This is a genomic window from Halomonas sp. SpR8 (assembly GCF_031010195.1).
Classification (GTDB): Bacteria; Pseudomonadota; Gammaproteobacteria; order Pseudomonadales; family Halomonadaceae; genus Vreelandella.
In genome coordinates, this window is the sequence record NZ_JAUAMC010000005.1 from 57,306 (window position 1) to 72,229 (window position 14,924).

Annotated in this window: 18 protein-coding genes and 1 other RNA gene; 10 read left to right on the forward strand and 9 right to left on the reverse strand. The window is 55.2% G+C overall.

Annotated elements, in window-relative coordinates; all coding sequences use genetic code 11:
* Window positions 1–132 precede the first annotated feature (132 nt).
* From dapB to grpE, 6 genes are all read right to left on the reverse strand, one after another.
* Window positions 133–939 (reverse strand): 4-hydroxy-tetrahydrodipicolinate reductase, encoded by an 807-nt coding sequence (gene dapB, locus QT230_RS11245; protein WP_308321871.1) that lies wholly within the window; start codon window positions 937–939, stop codon window positions 133–135.
* Between the two features lie 119 nt (window positions 940–1,058).
* A complete protein-coding gene (locus QT230_RS11250) occupies window positions 1,059–1,340 on the reverse strand; it encodes a DUF2218 domain-containing protein (protein ID WP_308321872.1) in 282 nt (93 codons plus the stop codon).
* Between the two features lie 165 nt (window positions 1,341–1,505).
* A complete protein-coding gene (locus QT230_RS11255; protein ID WP_308321874.1) occupies window positions 1,506–2,402 on the reverse strand; it encodes a DMT family transporter in 897 nt (298 codons plus the stop codon).
* 88 nt (window positions 2,403–2,490) lie between these two features.
* Entirely contained in the window at window positions 2,491–3,636 is a 1,146-nt protein-coding gene (gene dnaJ / locus QT230_RS11260; RefSeq protein ID WP_308321876.1) for a molecular chaperone DnaJ, read from the reverse strand.
* A 125-nt stretch (window positions 3,637–3,761) separates the two neighbouring features.
* Entirely contained in the window at window positions 3,762–5,693 is a 1,932-nt protein-coding gene (gene dnaK, locus QT230_RS11265) for a molecular chaperone DnaK (RefSeq protein WP_308321877.1), read from the reverse strand.
* A 172-nt stretch (window positions 5,694–5,865) separates the two neighbouring features.
* A complete protein-coding gene (gene grpE / locus QT230_RS11270) occupies window positions 5,866–6,507 on the reverse strand; it encodes a nucleotide exchange factor GrpE (RefSeq protein WP_308321878.1) in 642 nt (213 codons plus the stop codon).
* A 198-nt stretch (window positions 6,508–6,705) separates the two neighbouring features.
* Between grpE and recN the strand changes: the two genes are divergently transcribed.
* Window positions 6,706–8,379: a DNA repair protein RecN gene (gene recN / locus QT230_RS11275; RefSeq protein WP_308321879.1), complete on the forward strand. Its 1,674-nt coding sequence runs from the start codon at window positions 6,706–6,708 to the stop codon at window positions 8,377–8,379.
* Window positions 8,380–8,532: 153 nt separating this feature from the next.
* Here the strand turns inward: recN and fur are convergent, their stop codons facing one another.
* Entirely contained in the window at window positions 8,533–8,985 is a 453-nt protein-coding gene (gene fur / locus QT230_RS11280; protein WP_007111850.1) for a ferric iron uptake transcriptional regulator, read from the reverse strand.
* 72 nt (window positions 8,986–9,057) lie between these two features.
* On the opposite strand from fur, the gene bamE reads away from it, so the two are divergent.
* Entirely contained in the window at window positions 9,058–9,510 is a 453-nt protein-coding gene (bamE, locus tag QT230_RS11285) for an outer membrane protein assembly factor BamE (RefSeq protein WP_308321880.1), read from the forward strand.
* Between the two features lie 9 nt (window positions 9,511–9,519).
* Here the strand turns inward: bamE and QT230_RS11290 are convergent, their stop codons facing one another.
* On the reverse strand, window positions 9,520–9,837 hold the full coding sequence (locus QT230_RS11290) for an RnfH family protein (RefSeq protein ID WP_308321881.1): 318 nt from the start codon (window positions 9,835–9,837) through the stop codon (window positions 9,520–9,522).
* Complete coding sequence (locus tag QT230_RS11295) at window positions 9,827–10,261, reverse strand: type II toxin-antitoxin system RatA family toxin (protein ID WP_308321883.1); 435 nt, start codon at window positions 10,259–10,261, stop codon at window positions 9,827–9,829. The genes QT230_RS11290 and QT230_RS11295 overlap by 11 nt, the downstream gene beginning before the upstream one ends.
* 125 nt (window positions 10,262–10,386) lie before the next feature.
* Here QT230_RS11295 and smpB point away from each other — a divergent pair, with 125 nt between their 5' ends.
* The 8 genes from smpB (at window position 10,387) to QT230_RS11335 (ending at window position 14,783) form a co-directional block, all read left to right on the forward strand.
* Entirely contained in the window at window positions 10,387–10,878 is a 492-nt protein-coding gene (gene smpB, locus QT230_RS11300) for an SsrA-binding protein SmpB (RefSeq protein ID WP_308321885.1), read from the forward strand.
* A gap of 45 nt (window positions 10,879–10,923) precedes the next feature.
* Window positions 10,924–11,303, forward strand: a transfer-messenger RNA (tmRNA) gene (ssrA, locus tag QT230_RS11305).
* A 164-nt stretch (window positions 11,304–11,467) separates the two neighbouring features.
* Window positions 11,468–12,709, forward strand: coding sequence for an integrase arm-type DNA-binding domain-containing protein (locus tag QT230_RS11310; protein ID WP_308321886.1), 1,242 nt, complete (start codon window positions 11,468–11,470; stop codon window positions 12,707–12,709).
* Complete coding sequence (locus QT230_RS11315; RefSeq protein WP_308321887.1) at window positions 12,702–13,448, forward strand: hypothetical protein; 747 nt, start codon at window positions 12,702–12,704, stop codon at window positions 13,446–13,448. The genes QT230_RS11310 and QT230_RS11315 overlap by 8 nt, the downstream gene beginning before the upstream one ends.
* A 98-nt stretch (window positions 13,449–13,546) precedes the next feature.
* Entirely contained in the window at window positions 13,547–13,744 is a 198-nt protein-coding gene (locus QT230_RS11320) for an AlpA family transcriptional regulator (protein WP_308321888.1), read from the forward strand.
* Window positions 13,745–14,008: 264 nt separating this feature from the next.
* Window positions 14,009–14,218, forward strand: a complete 210-nt coding sequence (locus tag QT230_RS11325; protein WP_308321889.1) for a hypothetical protein — start codon at window positions 14,009–14,011, stop codon at window positions 14,216–14,218.
* Window positions 14,215–14,532: a hypothetical protein gene (locus QT230_RS11330; protein ID WP_308321890.1), complete on the forward strand. Its 318-nt coding sequence runs from the start codon at window positions 14,215–14,217 to the stop codon at window positions 14,530–14,532. The genes QT230_RS11325 and QT230_RS11330 overlap by 4 nt, the downstream gene beginning before the upstream one ends.
* Window positions 14,529–14,783: a hypothetical protein gene (locus tag QT230_RS11335; protein WP_308321891.1), complete on the forward strand. Its 255-nt coding sequence runs from the start codon at window positions 14,529–14,531 to the stop codon at window positions 14,781–14,783. The genes QT230_RS11330 and QT230_RS11335 overlap by 4 nt, the downstream gene beginning before the upstream one ends.
* Window positions 14,784–14,924 lie beyond the last annotated feature (141 nt).

Below are 14,924 nucleotides of genomic sequence, written 5' to 3' on the forward strand. Positions count from 1 at the left end.
AATCAGCCGGAAGGGGGGGGGGGCCAGAAGTAGCTAAGCCCCCTCACCTTGGCAGGTTCGAAGGCCATCCAGAACGTCATATTCAACGACCAACAAAATGCCTATCGAGATGCACCCTGTTGCATTACCTCATTACTCTAAACCCAGCACATCCTGCATATCGTAACGGCCATGCGCTTTGTCAGCGACCCAGCGCGCCGCGCGCACTGCGCCTTTGGCAAACGTCATACGGCTAGAAGCTTTATGGGTAATTTCAATACGCTCACCTTCGGTGGCAAACATCACCGTGTGCTCGCCAACGATGTCACCAGCACGGACGGTGGCAAAGCCGATCTCTTTATCACTGCGTGGGCCGCACTGCCCTACCCGCTCGAACACGCCGTGTTCTTTCAGATTACGCCCCAGGCTGTCGGCAATCACTTCACCCATTTTGATGGCGGTGCCGGAAGGCGCATCGACTTTATGACGGTGGTGGGACTCAATCACTTCAATATCGTAGCCTTCATCGCCCAGCGCTTTGGCAGCCGTTTCGAGCAGCTTCAAGGTTAGATTAACGCCAACGCTCATATTGGGTGCGAACACCATGGCCACCTTATCGCGGTAGCTATCCAACTGGGCCAGCTCATCATCGCTCATACCGGTAGTGCCAATCACAATACGCTTGCCGTGCTCGGCGCAGAACGACAGGTTGGCCAGCGTAACCTGTGGTGCGGTGAAGTCGATCAGCACATCAAAGTCATCGACAATTGAGTCCAGAGAATCGACCGCAACAACGCCGCGCTTGCCTACGCCAGCCAGCTCACCAAGGTCAGAACCCGCCAGGGAGCTACCCGGCTCCACGATTCCACCGGCCAGTGCGGCTTCAGCCTCTTGCTCTACAGCGTTTACCAGCGTACGGCCCATGCGGCCAGCCACACCTACAATGGCAATTCGGGTCATGCGAACTCCTGCGCTCTGCGTTACAGTTGCGTGCGAAAATAGCGAGATCAAAATTTGTCGCGATTATAGCAGACACCCTCGAGCATTAGACGCTGGCCTTTTACATCTTGCAGGGCAACTCAGTTCTCCCATACGATCGCCAGCTCTTCATCCCCTGCCATTCGGATCAGATGACGCTCGACCACACCTTCAAGCTCATCCAAATGCTCCTCTTCGAGGGTTTCAAGGGCCACTACTAATTTATCGGGCTCCGCGAGCATTAAACAGGTGCCGGTGGCAAATGTAATGGTAGCTTGCTGATCACTCTGCTCGACCTCCAACTTGTGCGCCCAGTGTTTGCAGAGACGATTCATTAAACGCTCAGCGGAAGGCGTAGCAATTTCAACACGTGATAACGGCATAATGATTTCTCCAGAGAAGCAGCCATTTAGTACCTACCAGCGTAATGCGCGCGACGATCAGCGCCAAGCAGCGAATGAAAACGCCTTGGAACGATATGTTCCTGAGAAGTGAAATTGCTCATAGACACTGCAAGTAAAACGTCGATATTTGCGCCTATGCAGCTCTTATCCAACCCTTAACTTCAGCCGCCGCCCCTCCATCGCCGCTAGCGCTACCCCGCTTAACATCAGCGGAAGCGCTAGCAGGAAGCCGCTGGAGACCGGTATACCAAACAGCACCCAGTCGGCGATAACAGGCCAGGCCAGTGCCACATACTCGAAGGGGGCCAGCCGCGAAACTTCGGCATAGCGAAACGCCATCGTCATGGCGATATGCCCCGCCCCGCCAAATAACCCTGAGAGCACCAAAAGGCCAAACTCGCTGTGACTTAGTGAGGCCCACCCCAGCGGCAGCGTCGCCAGCCCGGCGAGCGAGGCCACCACAATAAAGTAAAAGGCGATGGAGCCAGCGGTCTCAGTGCGCGAGATACGCCGAACGGTGAGCAGCGCCCCGGCGGTTAATAGCGCCCCTAGCGTACCCAGCACATACCCCAGCAGCCGCCCATCGTCTGCGCCTGAATTAAGCCCGGGGATCACCAGCACGGCCATGCCAGCAAGGGCCAGCACAATAGCGCCAGCGCGATAAAAGGAGAACTTTTCACCTAGCAGCAGCACGCCACCTATCGCCATAAATACCGGTGCCAGTTGAACCAAGAGCGTCGCCTCGGCCACCGGCAAGAACGCCACGGCGGAAAACGAGAAGAACATCGCCGCCGCGCCCAATCCAGAGCGCAATAAGTGGCCCAGCGGCCGGCGGGTGGCCAGTGCTTTGGGGAACTCCCGGCGGATCATTAAAAAAATGACGATCGGGAATAGCGCAAACAGCGAACGGTAAAACACCGACTGCCCCACCGGCACGTCGTCACTGACGGCTTTAATGCACACCAGCATGCCGGTAAACAGGACGCCTGACAGTACCCGAAGCAAAATTCCCTTTATGGGTTTATCCTGAAGGTTATCCATTGCGCGAAGCATCCCCTAAATAGCAAAAACCCCCGGCGAACCGAGGGTTTTTGAACCAAACAACTAACTGCATACCATTATTACAGTTTTACGGCTTCATATCTTCAAAGAAGCTCTTCACGCTGTCGAAGAAACCGGTTTTCTTCGGCGAGTGGCTGTGGCTGTTGCTGCCGTCAAAGCTCTCTTGCAACTGGCGCAGTAGGTCGCGCTGTTCATCGTTAAGCTTGACCGGCGTTTCCACCACTACTTTGCACAGCAGATCGCCGGGCATGCCACCACGCACGGGCTTGACGCCTTTACCACGCAGGCGAAAGAGCCTGCCGGTTTGGGTTTCCGGCGGAATCTTCAGCTTCACGCGGCCGTCTAGCGTGGGCACTTCGAGCTCGCCACCTAGCGCTGCATCGACAAAATTGATCGGCACATCGCACTGCAGGTGCTTACCGTCACGCTGGAAGATGTGATGCGGCTTGATCGCTACCTGTACGTATAGATCTCCAGGCGGACCACCGTTAACACCGCTTTCGCCTTCGCCATTTAGGCGAATACGATCACCGGTGTCCACGCCGGGCGGAATCTTCACGGATAGCGTGCGTGTCTCGCGTACGCGTCCTTCGCCATTGCACTTATGGCACGGCACCTTAATGTGCTGGCCAGAACCATGACAGGTGGGGCAGGTCTGCTGCACGGCGAAAAAGCCTTGCTGCATACGCACCTGACCGTGACCGTGACAAGTTGGGCAGGTCTCTTTAGTGGAGCCTGGCTCGGCGCCACCGCCATCACAGCGGTCACACTCGATATGCCGCGGCACCCGGATATCGACTGTGGTGCCAGAAACGGCATTCTCTAAATCCAGCTCAAGGTTATAACGCAGGTCGGAACCGCGCGCCGGGGAATTGGGCCCACGGCGGCGACCACCACCCCCGCCAAAAATATCGCCAAATACATCGCCGAAAATATCGCTGAAATCACCAGCGCCTGCGCCGCCGCCGAAACCACCGCCGCCTTGGCCATCAACGCCCGCATGGCCGAATTGGTCATAAGCAGCGCGCTTTTCGCCGTCGCTGAGCACTTCATACGCTTCGGACACTTCGCGGAATTTTTCCGCTGAGGTTTTATCGTCCGGGTTTCGATCAGGGTGGAATTTTTGCGCCAGACGGCGATAGGCCTTCTTGATCTCTTTCTGATCGGCCCCTTTTTCGACACCCAGGACTTCGTAATAATCGCGTTTGGACATAGGCCCTACGCCTCCTGGTTAGCTACGCACTTAATTGAAAACTCGCCTTGTGCGCCTTGGCCGCGGAAACAGCAACGCGGGAGTAAGCTCCCGCGTCACCGCTTTCTTTGGCAGAAAGAGGTTGGTTACTGCTTTTTCTGCTCGTCGTTAACTTCTTCGTACTCGGCGTCAACCACGTCTTCTTCCGGCTTGGAAGTGCTCTCAGCACCTTCGCCGCCCTCTTGCTGAGCCGCTTCTGCCTGCTCGGCGTACATCTTCTGGGCTAGCTGGCCGGAGGCTTCGGTCAAGGCATCCAGCTTCTTCTGAATGTTATCGACGTCGTCAGTCTTAACCGCTTCTTCCAGCTCGGTAATGGTCGTTTCAATCGCCTGCTTCTCGTCTTCAGTCGCCTTATCGCCAGCTTCTTCCAACGTTTTGCGCGTGGCGTGAATCATGCCATCGGCTTGGTTACGTAGCTGAACCAGCTCTTCGAACTTCTTATCTTCTTCCGCGTGAGCTTCAGCGTCGCGAACCATCTGCTCGACTTCTTCGTCCGACAAGCCGCTAGAGGCCTTGATAACGATGGACTGCTCTTTACCAGTCGCCTTGTCTTTCGCCGATACGTTCAGAATACCGTTGGCATCCAGATCAAAGGCGACTTCGATCTGCGGCACACCGCGCGGGGCGGGCGGAATGTCGGCGAGATCAAAACGACCCAGCGACTTGTTCTGCGATACTTGCTTACGTTCACCCTGTACGGCGTGAATAGTCACCGCCGTTTGGTTGTCATCCGCGGTTGAGAAGGTTTGTGTCTTCTTGGTCGGGATGGTGGTGTTCTTCTCGATCAGCGGCGTCATCACACCACCCAGGGTTTCGATACCCAGGGTCAGCGGAGTAACGTCAAGCAGCAGTACGTCTTTAACGTCGCCACCCAGTACGCCACCCTGAATCGCAGCACCCACAGCAACCGCTTCGTCCGGGTTAACGTCTTTGCGTGCTTCTTTGCCGAAGAAATCAGCGGCTTTCTTCTGCACCATCGGCATGCGAGTCTGGCCACCGACCAGGATCACTTCGTCGATTTCAGAAGCGGATAAGCCCGCATCTTTCAGCGCCATTTTGCATGGTTCGAGCGAACGCTGAACCAGATCGTCTACCAGCGACTCCAGCTTGGCGCGGGTCACTTTCACGTTAAGGTGTTTCGGGCCAGTGTTGTCAGCAGTGATGTAAGGCAGATTCACATCCGTCTGCTGAGCGCTAGATAGCTCAATCTTGGCTTTTTCAGCGGCTTCTTTGAGACGTTGCATGGCCAGGTTATCGCCAGACAGGTCGATACCACTGTCAGACTTGAACTGGTCAACCAGGTAGTTGATCAACGCTAGGTCGAAATCTTCACCACCCAGGAAGGTGTCACCGTTGGTGGCCAGCACTTCAAACTGAGTCTCGCCGTCTACATCGGCAATTTCGATAATTGAAATATCAAAGGTACCGCCACCCAGATCGTACACAGCAATGGTTTTGTCGCCGCGCGATTTGTCCATACCGTAGGCCAGTGCGGCAGCGGTCGGCTCGTTAATAATGCGCTTAACGTCTAGACCCGCGATGCGACCAGCATCTTTAGTTGCTTGACGCTGGCTGTCGTTGAAGTAAGCCGGCACGGTAATAACGGCATCGGTCACCGCTTCGCCCAAGTAGTCTTCGGCGGTCTTCTTCATTTTCTTCAGCACTTCCGCGCTTACCTGCGGCGGTGCCATTTTTTTGCCTTTCACTTCAACCCAGGCATCACCGTTGTCTGCTTCGGTGATTTTATACGGCACCATCTTGATGTCTTTCTGAACAACGTCATCTTTAAAACGACGGCCAATTAGGCGCTTGATGGCGTACAGAGTGTTTTCTGGGTTAGTAACCGCTTGGCGCTTGGCCGCCTGGCCGACTAGCGTCTCGCCATCATCGGTATAAGCGATGATAGAAGGCGTCGTGCGGCCACCTTCGGCGTTTTCGATAACTTTAGCGCTGTCACCATCGAGCACGGCTACACAAGAGTTTGTGGTGCCCAGGTCGATACCAATAATACGTCCCATAGCAATTACCTCGAATTCGGTTGTTACAAAACTGAAAATTTAGTCTTTTAAAACGTGTCTGCGGGTTTCCCCGCGGGGTTGCCCTTTATTTGGGGGCCGCCGCTAGCATTTCAAGGGCTTTTTTCACACTCATATCTCACGCGCTTATTTCAGACGCTGTGCCGCCAGTGGCTTAATCGGCTTTTTTACTCACCACGACCATCGCCGGGCGCACGAGGCGTCCATTGAGCAAATAGCCTTTCAGCATGACGTCCATCACGGTGTTCGGATCCATGTCCGGGCTGGGCACCATAGTCATGGCTTCGTGCACCTGCGGGTCGAAGGGCTCGCCATGGGGCTCAATGCTTTCAACGCCGAATTTATTGAGTACATCTAGCTGCATTTTCAAGGTCATAGAGACACCTTCACGATGGGCGTCTGAAGCCCCCTCTTCCATCGCCTCTAACGCTTTTTCCAGGCTATCTACGACAGGCAGCAACTCTTTAACGAATTTCTCAAGCGCAAACTTGCGCGCTTTCTCGGCTTCCTGGTCAGCCCGGCGGCGCACGTTTTGTGCTTCTGCCGCGGCGCGCAACGCCTGGTCTTTAGCTTCAGTCAAGCTCTGCTCCAACTCGCTGACCTGGGCAGCCAGCATTTCGGCTTCGGGGTTATCAATGTTGCCTTCTAGCAGCTCTTCTTCATCAACCAAGCCTTCCAGCTCACCCTCCATTAGGCGCTCTTCGGCCACTTTCTCTTCCGCTTGCTCGGCGCCCTCGGCTTCATGCTCGTGGCGAGCCAGCTCATCATCCAACGGTGTTTGCGGTTCTTTCGCCATGTTGTGCTCCTAAAATGTCAGGCGCTGCCACATCGGGCTTGGCGCAAATAGTTAAGGGTATAAACAGCTATGCACGCTATATGGGGGCCATAAATTCCATCTCAAGAGGTGCATTGAAGTGAGTTATTAACTACTGTATAAATCAACAACTATTGGATAAGTATCCAGCTTCTATGCTGAACCGCCTCAGGAGGCGTCATGCTTACTCAGCTTGCTATTCAAGATTTCGCCATTGTTGATCACTTAGAGCTCGACTTAACCGGCGGCATGACCGCAATTACCGGGGAAACCGGGGCGGGTAAGTCGATTCTGTTAGGCGCCCTTGGGCTATGCCTGGGCGAGCGCGCCGACGCGGGCAGCGTGCGCCACGGCCGCGAGCGCACGGATCTCTCCGCGCGTTTTGATATCCAGCACCTGCCCGCCGCAATCGAGTGGTTAACGGCTCGAGAACTGCCGACTGAAGAGTGCTTGTTGCGGCGTGTGGTGACCGCTAACGGCCGCTCCAAAGCATGGATCAACGGACACCCGGCGACTATCTCGGACCTTAAATCCCTCGGCGAGCAACTGATTCAGGTGCATGGGCAGCACGCTCATCACGCTTTGATGCGCGAAGAGACCCACCTTGCCTTGCTGGACGATTACGCCGGCCTAAACGATTCCACCGCTCGATTAGCCGACACCTTCCGCGAGTGGCGCAATACGCGTCGTCAGTTGAAGAAGCTAAGCGAAGAAGGCAGCGAAGTAGAGGCCAAACGGCAGTTGCTGCGCTACCAGGTAGAGGAGCTGGATCAACTCGCGTTAGCGGAAGGTGAATTAACCACGCTAGAAGAAGAGCAGCACACCTTGGCTCACGCAGAAGAGACCCTGCGCGAAACCCAGTTTGCCGCCGACTGTTGCGCCAGCGATGAGGGCGGTGCGCTGTCTTTACTCAACCAGGCGTTCGCTCATTTAAGCGCGCTGCTGGGAAGTGACAAAGGCACCCTGGCCAACACGCTTGCCATGCTGAGCGATGCGCGTATTCAAGTGGAAGAAGCCTCCAGCGAGCTCAACCGACTCGCCAGCAGTACTGAGTTAGACCCCGAGCGACTCGCTTGGGTGGAAGAACGTATGGCCGACGTCCATCGCATTGCTCGCAAGCACCACGTTGCGCCTGAAGAGCTGTGCGCACTGCATGCCGACCTGCAGCGGGAAGTCGCTCAGTTGGAAGAGGGGGGCAATGATCTTGAGGCACTGAGCGCCCAAGTGGTCGAACTGCGCGAACGCTACCGCTTAGAGGCGAAAAAAATCACTGAGAGTCGCCAAAAAGCAGCGCTGCGTTTAGGCAAAGAGGTACAGCAACAACTGGGCTTTTTAGCCATGGGCAAAGCGCGCTTTGAAGTGGAGGTCACCGCCAAGGATGCACCCTCTCCGGAAGGCTTGGATCGCGTGCAGTTTTTGATCAACGCCAACCCTGGCCAGCCCGCGCGGCCATTGACCAAGGTCGCCTCCGGCGGCGAATTGTCGCGGATTAGCCTGGCGATTCAAGTCGTCGCGGCGACACACTCAACGGTGCCCAGCCTGGTGTTTGACGAAGTGGATGTGGGTATCTCCGGCGCCACCGCAGAGATCGTAGGCCAACTGCTGCGCAAACTGGGCCAAAACGGGCAGGTAATGACCGTGACTCACCTTCCCCAGGTGGCGGCACAGGCGCACCAGCACCTGCATATCGAGAAACAGGCCAAGCGTGACACCACGCTGACCCAGATGGCGCTGCTCGACGAACAGGGCCGCATCAGCGAACTGGCGCGCATGCTGGGCGGCGTGAAACTTTCAGACCAAACCCTCGCCCACGCACGGGAGATGCTCCACGCTAGCCAGCGCCCGCCCCACTAACCACACAGACACACAGACACACAGCTGATTGAACAAACACGAACGCCCCTGATCCACTGGGCGAATTCACTTCACGAATTCGACCCAGTAGATTAGGGGCGCTCACATTTCGAACAGCGACTAGCGTTTTCGACTAGCAGCGACCTAAGAACGTTATTTCTTGTTCGTCGGCCCGCTGTCCTGGCGCGTTACGTCGGAACCGCGCGGGCGCACATATAGCACCAGGGCGTGATCCACTAGTTCGTAGCCGTGCTCTTCAGCGATTTCTTGCTGACGACGCTCGATGATCTCATCAACAAATTCAATGATCTCACCGCTTTCAAGGCACACCATATGGTCATGGTGATCCTCTTGGGTCATCTCGAATACCGCATGTCCTCCGTCGAAATTATGACGAATAACCAAGCCCGCTGACTCGAACTGAGTCAATACGCGGTATACGGTTGCCAAGCCAACATCTTCGCCCGCATCAATCAGTGTTTTGTACACTTCTTCCGCGCTAAGGTGGTGCTGACCCGAAACGTTTTCGAGAATTTGAAGTATCTTAACGCGCGGCAGGGTCACTTTTAGACCGGCTTTGCGCAATTCATGGTTCTGATCGGCCATGGTCGCTCTTCGCAGTAACTGGTTAGGTCGGGTATGATCAACCGAAACCACGATAGTGAAGAATAGGCCCAAATGCAAAAATTGACTCGAATCATCACACTCTCCGTCGCCCTTACCGTCGTTAGCGGCTGCAGCTACGTCGGTGTTTACAAGCGCGATATCCCCCAAGGTAACCTGGTGACGCAAGAGATGGTCAGCCAGCTTCAGCCGGGGATGACCCAAGAGCAGGTTACCTATGTCATGGGCAGGCCGCTGCTGGAAGCGCCCTTTGACGCCAGCCAGTGGGACTATGTGTTCCGTTTAGACAAAGCGTATGGCGATGTGGAGCAGCGTCGCGTTACCCTCACCTTTGATCCGCAAGGGCGTCTGGTGAATATTGACCAAGAGGGTGACTTATCCAAACCGCTACCGCTTGAAGGTGAGAGCAGCATGGGCCCCGCAACAGAAGGGGTTGATCCCATGGATGCACTGCCTGCCGAGAGCACCCAGACACAGCCGCTCACCAACACACAAGCCGTTCAATAGCCTTAATGGCTAGCGCCCCGAGTCGCCCGCCTGGCGCTTAGCGCGCTCTAAGCGGGCGACTTTGGGGTCAATAGCCAACGGCCGGTAAACTTCGACCCGATCCCCATCGCGTAACGGCTGGGTATCGGGGTCGCGTAGCGCCTTACCGAAGATACCCAACGGTGCCTCAGCAAACGTATCGCCAGGCACATCGGGAAACAGCGTGGGTAAATCAGCCAAGGCAACGGCTTGGCGCGCGGTAGTGCCCTCAGGTACCTTCAGAGCCACTATGCGCTGTTTAAACGGCAACGCAAAGACTACCTCAATGGTCAGCGTTTCAGCGCCCATACAGCTCGTTTGCGCGCTTGGTGAAGGCATCAACCAGCTGTCCGGCGATTTGCTGGAAAATTTTGCCGAATGCCATACTCAGCAACCGGTTGGCGAACTCAAACTCCATCTCCAAACTGACTTTGCAGGCGCCCTCGCCCATAGGGATAAACAGCCAACGGCCTTTCAGTCGCTTGAAGGGGCCTTTTACCAGCGAGAGCTCAATACGTTCAGGCGCGAAAAGATCGTTACGCGTCGTAATGGTTTGCTCGACACCGGCACGCCCGAGGGTCATTTCACCGATGAGATGCACCTCATCATGCTCGAGCAAACGCGCCTGACGGCAACCTGGCAAGAACTCCGGATAGCGTTCGAAGTCGTTGACCAGATCGAACATTTTCTGGGGGGTGTGCCGCACCAAGGCGGAACGATTGACGGTTGGCATTGACCTCTCCGCTGACTTCACAGTGCCCAAAGCGTATCATGGGAAATATTTTTCAGACCCTAAATGGTATCACGCCTCCCCCAATAACGAAGGGGAAGCCACTGACAGATTAATTATGAGGTTCCATGGCCACTAAGAAAGGTAACAGTAAGGGCCCCGGTAGCAGCGTTATTGCCCAAAACAAGAAGGCACGTTTTGAGTACCATATCGACGAGACCTTCGAGGCAGGGCTATCGCTCGCTGGCTGGGAAGTGAAGAGCATGCGCGCGGGCAAAGCTCAGCTCACTGACACCTATATTTTGGTGCGTAACGGCGAGGCGTTTTTGCTGGGCAGTCATATTATGCCGCTTAACACGGCAAGTACTCATGAGATCGCAGACCCAACGCGCACCCGTAAACTGCTGCTGCATCGTAAAGAGATCGCCAAAATCTTTTCGGTCACACAAGACAAAGGCCACACCTGTGTGCCGCTCAAACTTTATTGGAAACGCAATAAAGTGAAATGCGAGCTAGCGCTAGTGACCGGCAAACAGCTGCATGACAAGCGCGCCACAGAAAAAGACCGCGATTGGAACCGTCAAAAAGGTCGAATCATGCGGGAACATACCAAGGCTTAACTGGTCAATCAGCTGTGAGCACGTTAGAATGCTCACCTGTAATAAGGGGGCGACATGGTTTCGACGCTGGTGACAACCCTTGCGGTGCATGCCGAGAGCGTGATGTATCTCGTAAATCCCACATCACGAAAAATAGTCGCAAATGACGAAAACTACGCTCAAGGCGCGCTAGCAGCTTAAACACTGTTAGCTTCTTGTCTGGCCCCAAGGTGATGTGCCTATTCATCACTGAGGGGATACGAGCTAAAGCTGATAGGACCGCGTTTGGTGGTGTCTTCTCGCCAAGCGTTAAACTTTAGAAGGCTCGCGTAGCTGAATCCTGACCGTCGGAGTCAGTCGCGCTAAACTAAATGACGGAATCTAAGCATGTAGAGCCAATAGGCGCGTGCTGGCGGACGCGGGTTCAATTCCCGCCGCCTCCACCACCTTAAGGTTTCAGGAGTTGTCAGAACTTCTCATGAAGCCAGCAATCAAGCGCCTCCGGGCGCTTTTTTGTTGTCAGGAGTATTCACCTAATATCTTGACATGCCCCCATCAAAGGGGGCATATCTGGGGGCACTAAGAGCCTTCACCGATGAGGTGCCCCCAAATGGCCCACGTTAGCAATAAGCTGTCGGCTACCGCCGTGCGCAGCGCCAAGCCCAAAGAAAAAACCTACCGCCTGACCGATGGTGGGGGCATGTACTTGGAAGTTACCCCCACTGGGGGCACCTACTGGCGCATGAAGTACCGTTTCCACGGTAAGGAAAAACGCTTAGCGATTGGCGTATATCCAGAAGTGAGCCTTTCCAATGCCAGAGAAGCCCGTGACCAAGCCCGCAAGCTACTGGCGCAAGGGCTAGACCCCAGCACCACCAAGCGAGTGACCAAAGAGCTTGGCAAAACATCGGCGGGAAACACCTTTAAGGCCGTGGCCACCGAATGGCTTGAGCATATCCATCGCCATGAAGTGGTGCCCGATCACTACGCACGCAATAAATCCCGCCTGACCCGTGACGCCTTCCCAGCGCTGGGCCATCGGCCTATTACCGATATAACACCGCCTGAACTGCTGGAATGCCTGCGCAAAATTGAGAAGCGCGGCCACCTAGAAACCGCCCACCGGGTAAAAACGCTGTGTGGGCAAGTGTTCCGCTATGCCATATCCACGGGCCGCGCCGAACGCGACTTAACGCCAGACCTTAGAGGCGCGTTACGCACCCCTAAGACAAACCACCATGCAGCGATCACCGACCCGGCTGAGCTGCCCCCACTTCTGCGAGCTATCGAAGGCTATAGCGGCACCCCAGTTACCATTGCCGCGCTCAAGCTTTCCCCGCTGGTATTCGTTCGCCCTGGGGAGCTACGCCAGGCTAAATGGGCAGACTTCGATTTAGAGCGCGGTGAATGGGCTTTCCAGCCAAGCAAAAACGCTGATCCGTTGGTGGTGCCCCTCCCCCGGCAAGCGGTGGCGATCCTTGAAGAAATTCAGCGGTTAACCGGACGCAGTGAATACGTTTTCCCCGGTGCCCGTAGCAGCAAACGCCCCATGAGTAACGCCACGATCAAAGCCGCGCTTGACCGCATGGGCTTCCAAGGGGAAATGACCGCCCACGGTTTCCGGGCCATGGCACGCACGATATTGGCTGAGCGCCTTGGCTACCCAGAGCAGTACATAGAACAGCAGCTAGCCCACAAGGTGAAAGACAGCAACGGTCGCGCCTATAACCGCACCACTCACCTGGAACAGCGCCGGGAAATGCTGCAAAGCTGGGCCGACTACCTCGACGCCCTACGCGATGGCGCAAGCAATGTGGTGCCGATCTATAAGGGAGTAGCCAATCATGGATGATGAGCTAAAAGGCATACAAGACGATCTGGATAGCTTGGTTGGGCGCTTAGAGAAGTACATTAAAGCCAACGATGGTGCTTACGGCTTACCCGAAACGTGTAGTCTGCTTGGTATTTCACCTGAAGATGGTGACAGTAATATAAGAGCTGTGGCCAGGGATACGCTTTACCTATATCTAACTCAACGCGCTGACCGTGACCTTGGTAGTGCATGGATTCAGGCGTGCGAGGAAAGAGGCCTTTCAAAAGCATCACGCTGGATTCGTATAGATCAACTTGGTGAACAAAAAGGCAGGCTTATATTTGCCTTAGAAGCAATCAGCAACACGCCTTACAAGGCATCACAGGCAATCCGTCCCATTTTTCAATTGGTACAGCCTGAAGAAATGGCGATACTCGCCGAGATGGCCACTCGCTACCTTAATCAGCAGGACAAGTACCTAGGTGAATACGGCGGCGAGCAAATCCTGAGGCGACCGGGTAAAAGGCCTAGATACAGCGCAGATCAACGCCAGCGAGCAGTGAATGAATATATCCAGTTGCGGGAAAAACATGGAAAAGCTGCATATCCGCTTGACCGCGAAACCTGTCAGCCAATAGCAGAAAAATACAATATTGATAGCGGACAATCAGTAGTGGACGCCGTGCGTGATCAGCTCGACGAGATAATTTGGGAGTCAACAAAAGAACGAAAGGTAATGCTCATCAAGCTTAGAGAAAAGCTTGATATAAAAAATTAGGAAGATCTAAAGCAAGCAACTTGTTTTTTACCTGCTACAGCCTCTCCAAATAGCTAGCCATCCTAGCCATGTCCAAAGCAATCAAGAGCTACACCGACATGGCTAATCTAATCAAACTCCCCGCAGTTAAAGAAAAGACTTCCCTAAGCACTAGCACCATTTACCGAGGCGTTGAGCGAGGCGACTTCCCCAAGCCTGTGCGACTTAGCCCACGCTCCGTGGCCTGGGTAGAGAATGAAGTTGAAGCCTGGATCGAGCAACGCATTGAAGCTAGCCGCCAAGAGGGGGCCGCATAAATGTTGACCGCTGCCACCACTCCCCGCTATGCTCCAAGGGCTGGCGCAAAATCGTCAGCCGGGTGTGCAAGCTCGAATTCAAATAGGCGCAACAGCGCCCACCATGACGGCGTTTTTTTTATGCCCGTCAATTATGGTGGACTGTGCGTGGGAGGCTTCGGCCTGCCGGATTCCTATTTGTCCGGTCTTGCACACCTGCGTACAGTCCGCCACCCATCATGTGCAAGTGATCTGGCGGACTCCGATCAAATAGGAGATCCACCAATGACGGCATCAATCCGCCTATCCAACCTGATTACCCGCAGTTTATCCAGCCGTGCAGCAGCGCATCGCCAGATGGCCAAGGCCGCTTTATTTGCCGATTCCAGCACGCGCACCCGCCTTAAGCGTTACAACCACCACATTGAAAAAGCCCAACAGCTAGAAGCCCGCGCCCTAGAGACTGCCAAGCGCAGCGTAGGCGGTGCGGCATGAACCAAAACCAAATCCCTCAAGAATGCCGCGACGCCTTGTTGCACATAATGACTATCGGCATGGCTGCCAACGCTTTACGCCATGCGGATGGATCAGAACCGCCATGCTGGGTAAGCGTCGATTTCAGCGGAATGCTACTTGAGCTGAACGTTCACGTATTACGCCGCGCTGACCTTCGCTCTCCGGGCGCATTGCCAAAGACCTATTGCGTGCGAGTGCCACCATGCCGACGCGCTGAGCCCGACAGCCTTGAGCAGCTTCAAGCCATTGCCCGCGAACTGGAAGCGTTACTTCCTAAGGCGGCGGCCGCATGAACCGCCTAAACAACCAAACCATAAAGCACCTAGCCGAGCTGCGTGATATTGCCGAAGCCAATACCATGCTAGCAACCGTGATGGGTGATGTTGCCTATCTAAGCGGTGAAGTCACCGAACAGCAGGCGCAAGCCTGGGCAACCGTCTTCCGTTGCATGGGGGAACGTGCCACCACCTTAGCCTATGAGCTTTTGGAAGAAGACCCCGAAGCCGCTGACGCTGAGCTGGAAGGGGGCCACATTGCTGACTAACACCCATGAAAAAGCCCAGCGCAATGGCTGGGCCTTCTCCGCGCCGCCTTCCACAGCAAACGCTAAACCTGAGAATAGCACACGGTATGGGGCGCGCCTATGCCGTGTGGATCGTACGCAATCGTCAACGGTCATTGCTGG

Bases quoted from the DNA above. Each gene is read 5' to 3' on its own strand.
- dapB (WP_308321871.1), bottom strand. From the start codon at position 939: ATGACCCGAATTGCCATTGTAGGTGTGGCTGGCCGCATGGGCCGTACG.
- QT230_RS11250 (WP_308321872.1), bottom strand. From the start codon at position 1,340: ATGCCGTTATCACGTGTTGAAATTGCTACGCCTTCCGCTGAGCGTTTA.
- QT230_RS11255 (WP_308321874.1), bottom strand. From the start codon at position 2,402: ATGGATAACCTTCAGGATAAACCCATAAAGGGAATTTTGCTTCGGGTA.
- dnaJ (WP_308321876.1), bottom strand. From the start codon at position 3,636: ATGTCCAAACGCGATTATTACGAAGTCCTGGGTGTCGAAAAAGGGGCC.
- dnaK (WP_308321877.1), bottom strand. From the start codon at position 5,693: ATGGGACGTATTATTGGTATCGACCTGGGCACCACAAACTCTTGTGTA.
- grpE (WP_308321878.1), bottom strand. From the start codon at position 6,507: ATGGCGAAAGAACCGCAAACACCGTTGGATGATGAGCTGGCTCGCCAC.
- recN (WP_308321879.1), top strand. From the start codon at position 6,706: ATGCTTACTCAGCTTGCTATTCAAGATTTCGCCATTGTTGATCACTTA.
- fur (WP_007111850.1), bottom strand. From the start codon at position 8,985: ATGGCCGATCAGAACCATGAATTGCGCAAAGCCGGTCTAAAAGTGACC.
- bamE (WP_308321880.1), top strand. From the start codon at position 9,058: ATGCAAAAATTGACTCGAATCATCACACTCTCCGTCGCCCTTACCGTC.
- QT230_RS11290 (WP_308321881.1), bottom strand. From the start codon at position 9,837: ATGGGCGCTGAAACGCTGACCATTGAGGTAGTCTTTGCGTTGCCGTTT.
- QT230_RS11295 (WP_308321883.1), bottom strand. From the start codon at position 10,261: ATGCCAACCGTCAATCGTTCCGCCTTGGTGCGGCACACCCCCCAGAAA.
- smpB (WP_308321885.1), top strand. From the start codon at position 10,387: ATGGCCACTAAGAAAGGTAACAGTAAGGGCCCCGGTAGCAGCGTTATT.
- QT230_RS11310 (WP_308321886.1), top strand. From the start codon at position 11,468: ATGGCCCACGTTAGCAATAAGCTGTCGGCTACCGCCGTGCGCAGCGCC.
- QT230_RS11315 (WP_308321887.1), top strand. From the start codon at position 12,702: ATGGATGATGAGCTAAAAGGCATACAAGACGATCTGGATAGCTTGGTT.
- QT230_RS11320 (WP_308321888.1), top strand. From the start codon at position 13,547: ATGGCTAATCTAATCAAACTCCCCGCAGTTAAAGAAAAGACTTCCCTA.
- QT230_RS11325 (WP_308321889.1), top strand. From the start codon at position 14,009: ATGACGGCATCAATCCGCCTATCCAACCTGATTACCCGCAGTTTATCC.
- QT230_RS11330 (WP_308321890.1), top strand. From the start codon at position 14,215: ATGAACCAAAACCAAATCCCTCAAGAATGCCGCGACGCCTTGTTGCAC.
- QT230_RS11335 (WP_308321891.1), top strand. From the start codon at position 14,529: ATGAACCGCCTAAACAACCAAACCATAAAGCACCTAGCCGAGCTGCGT.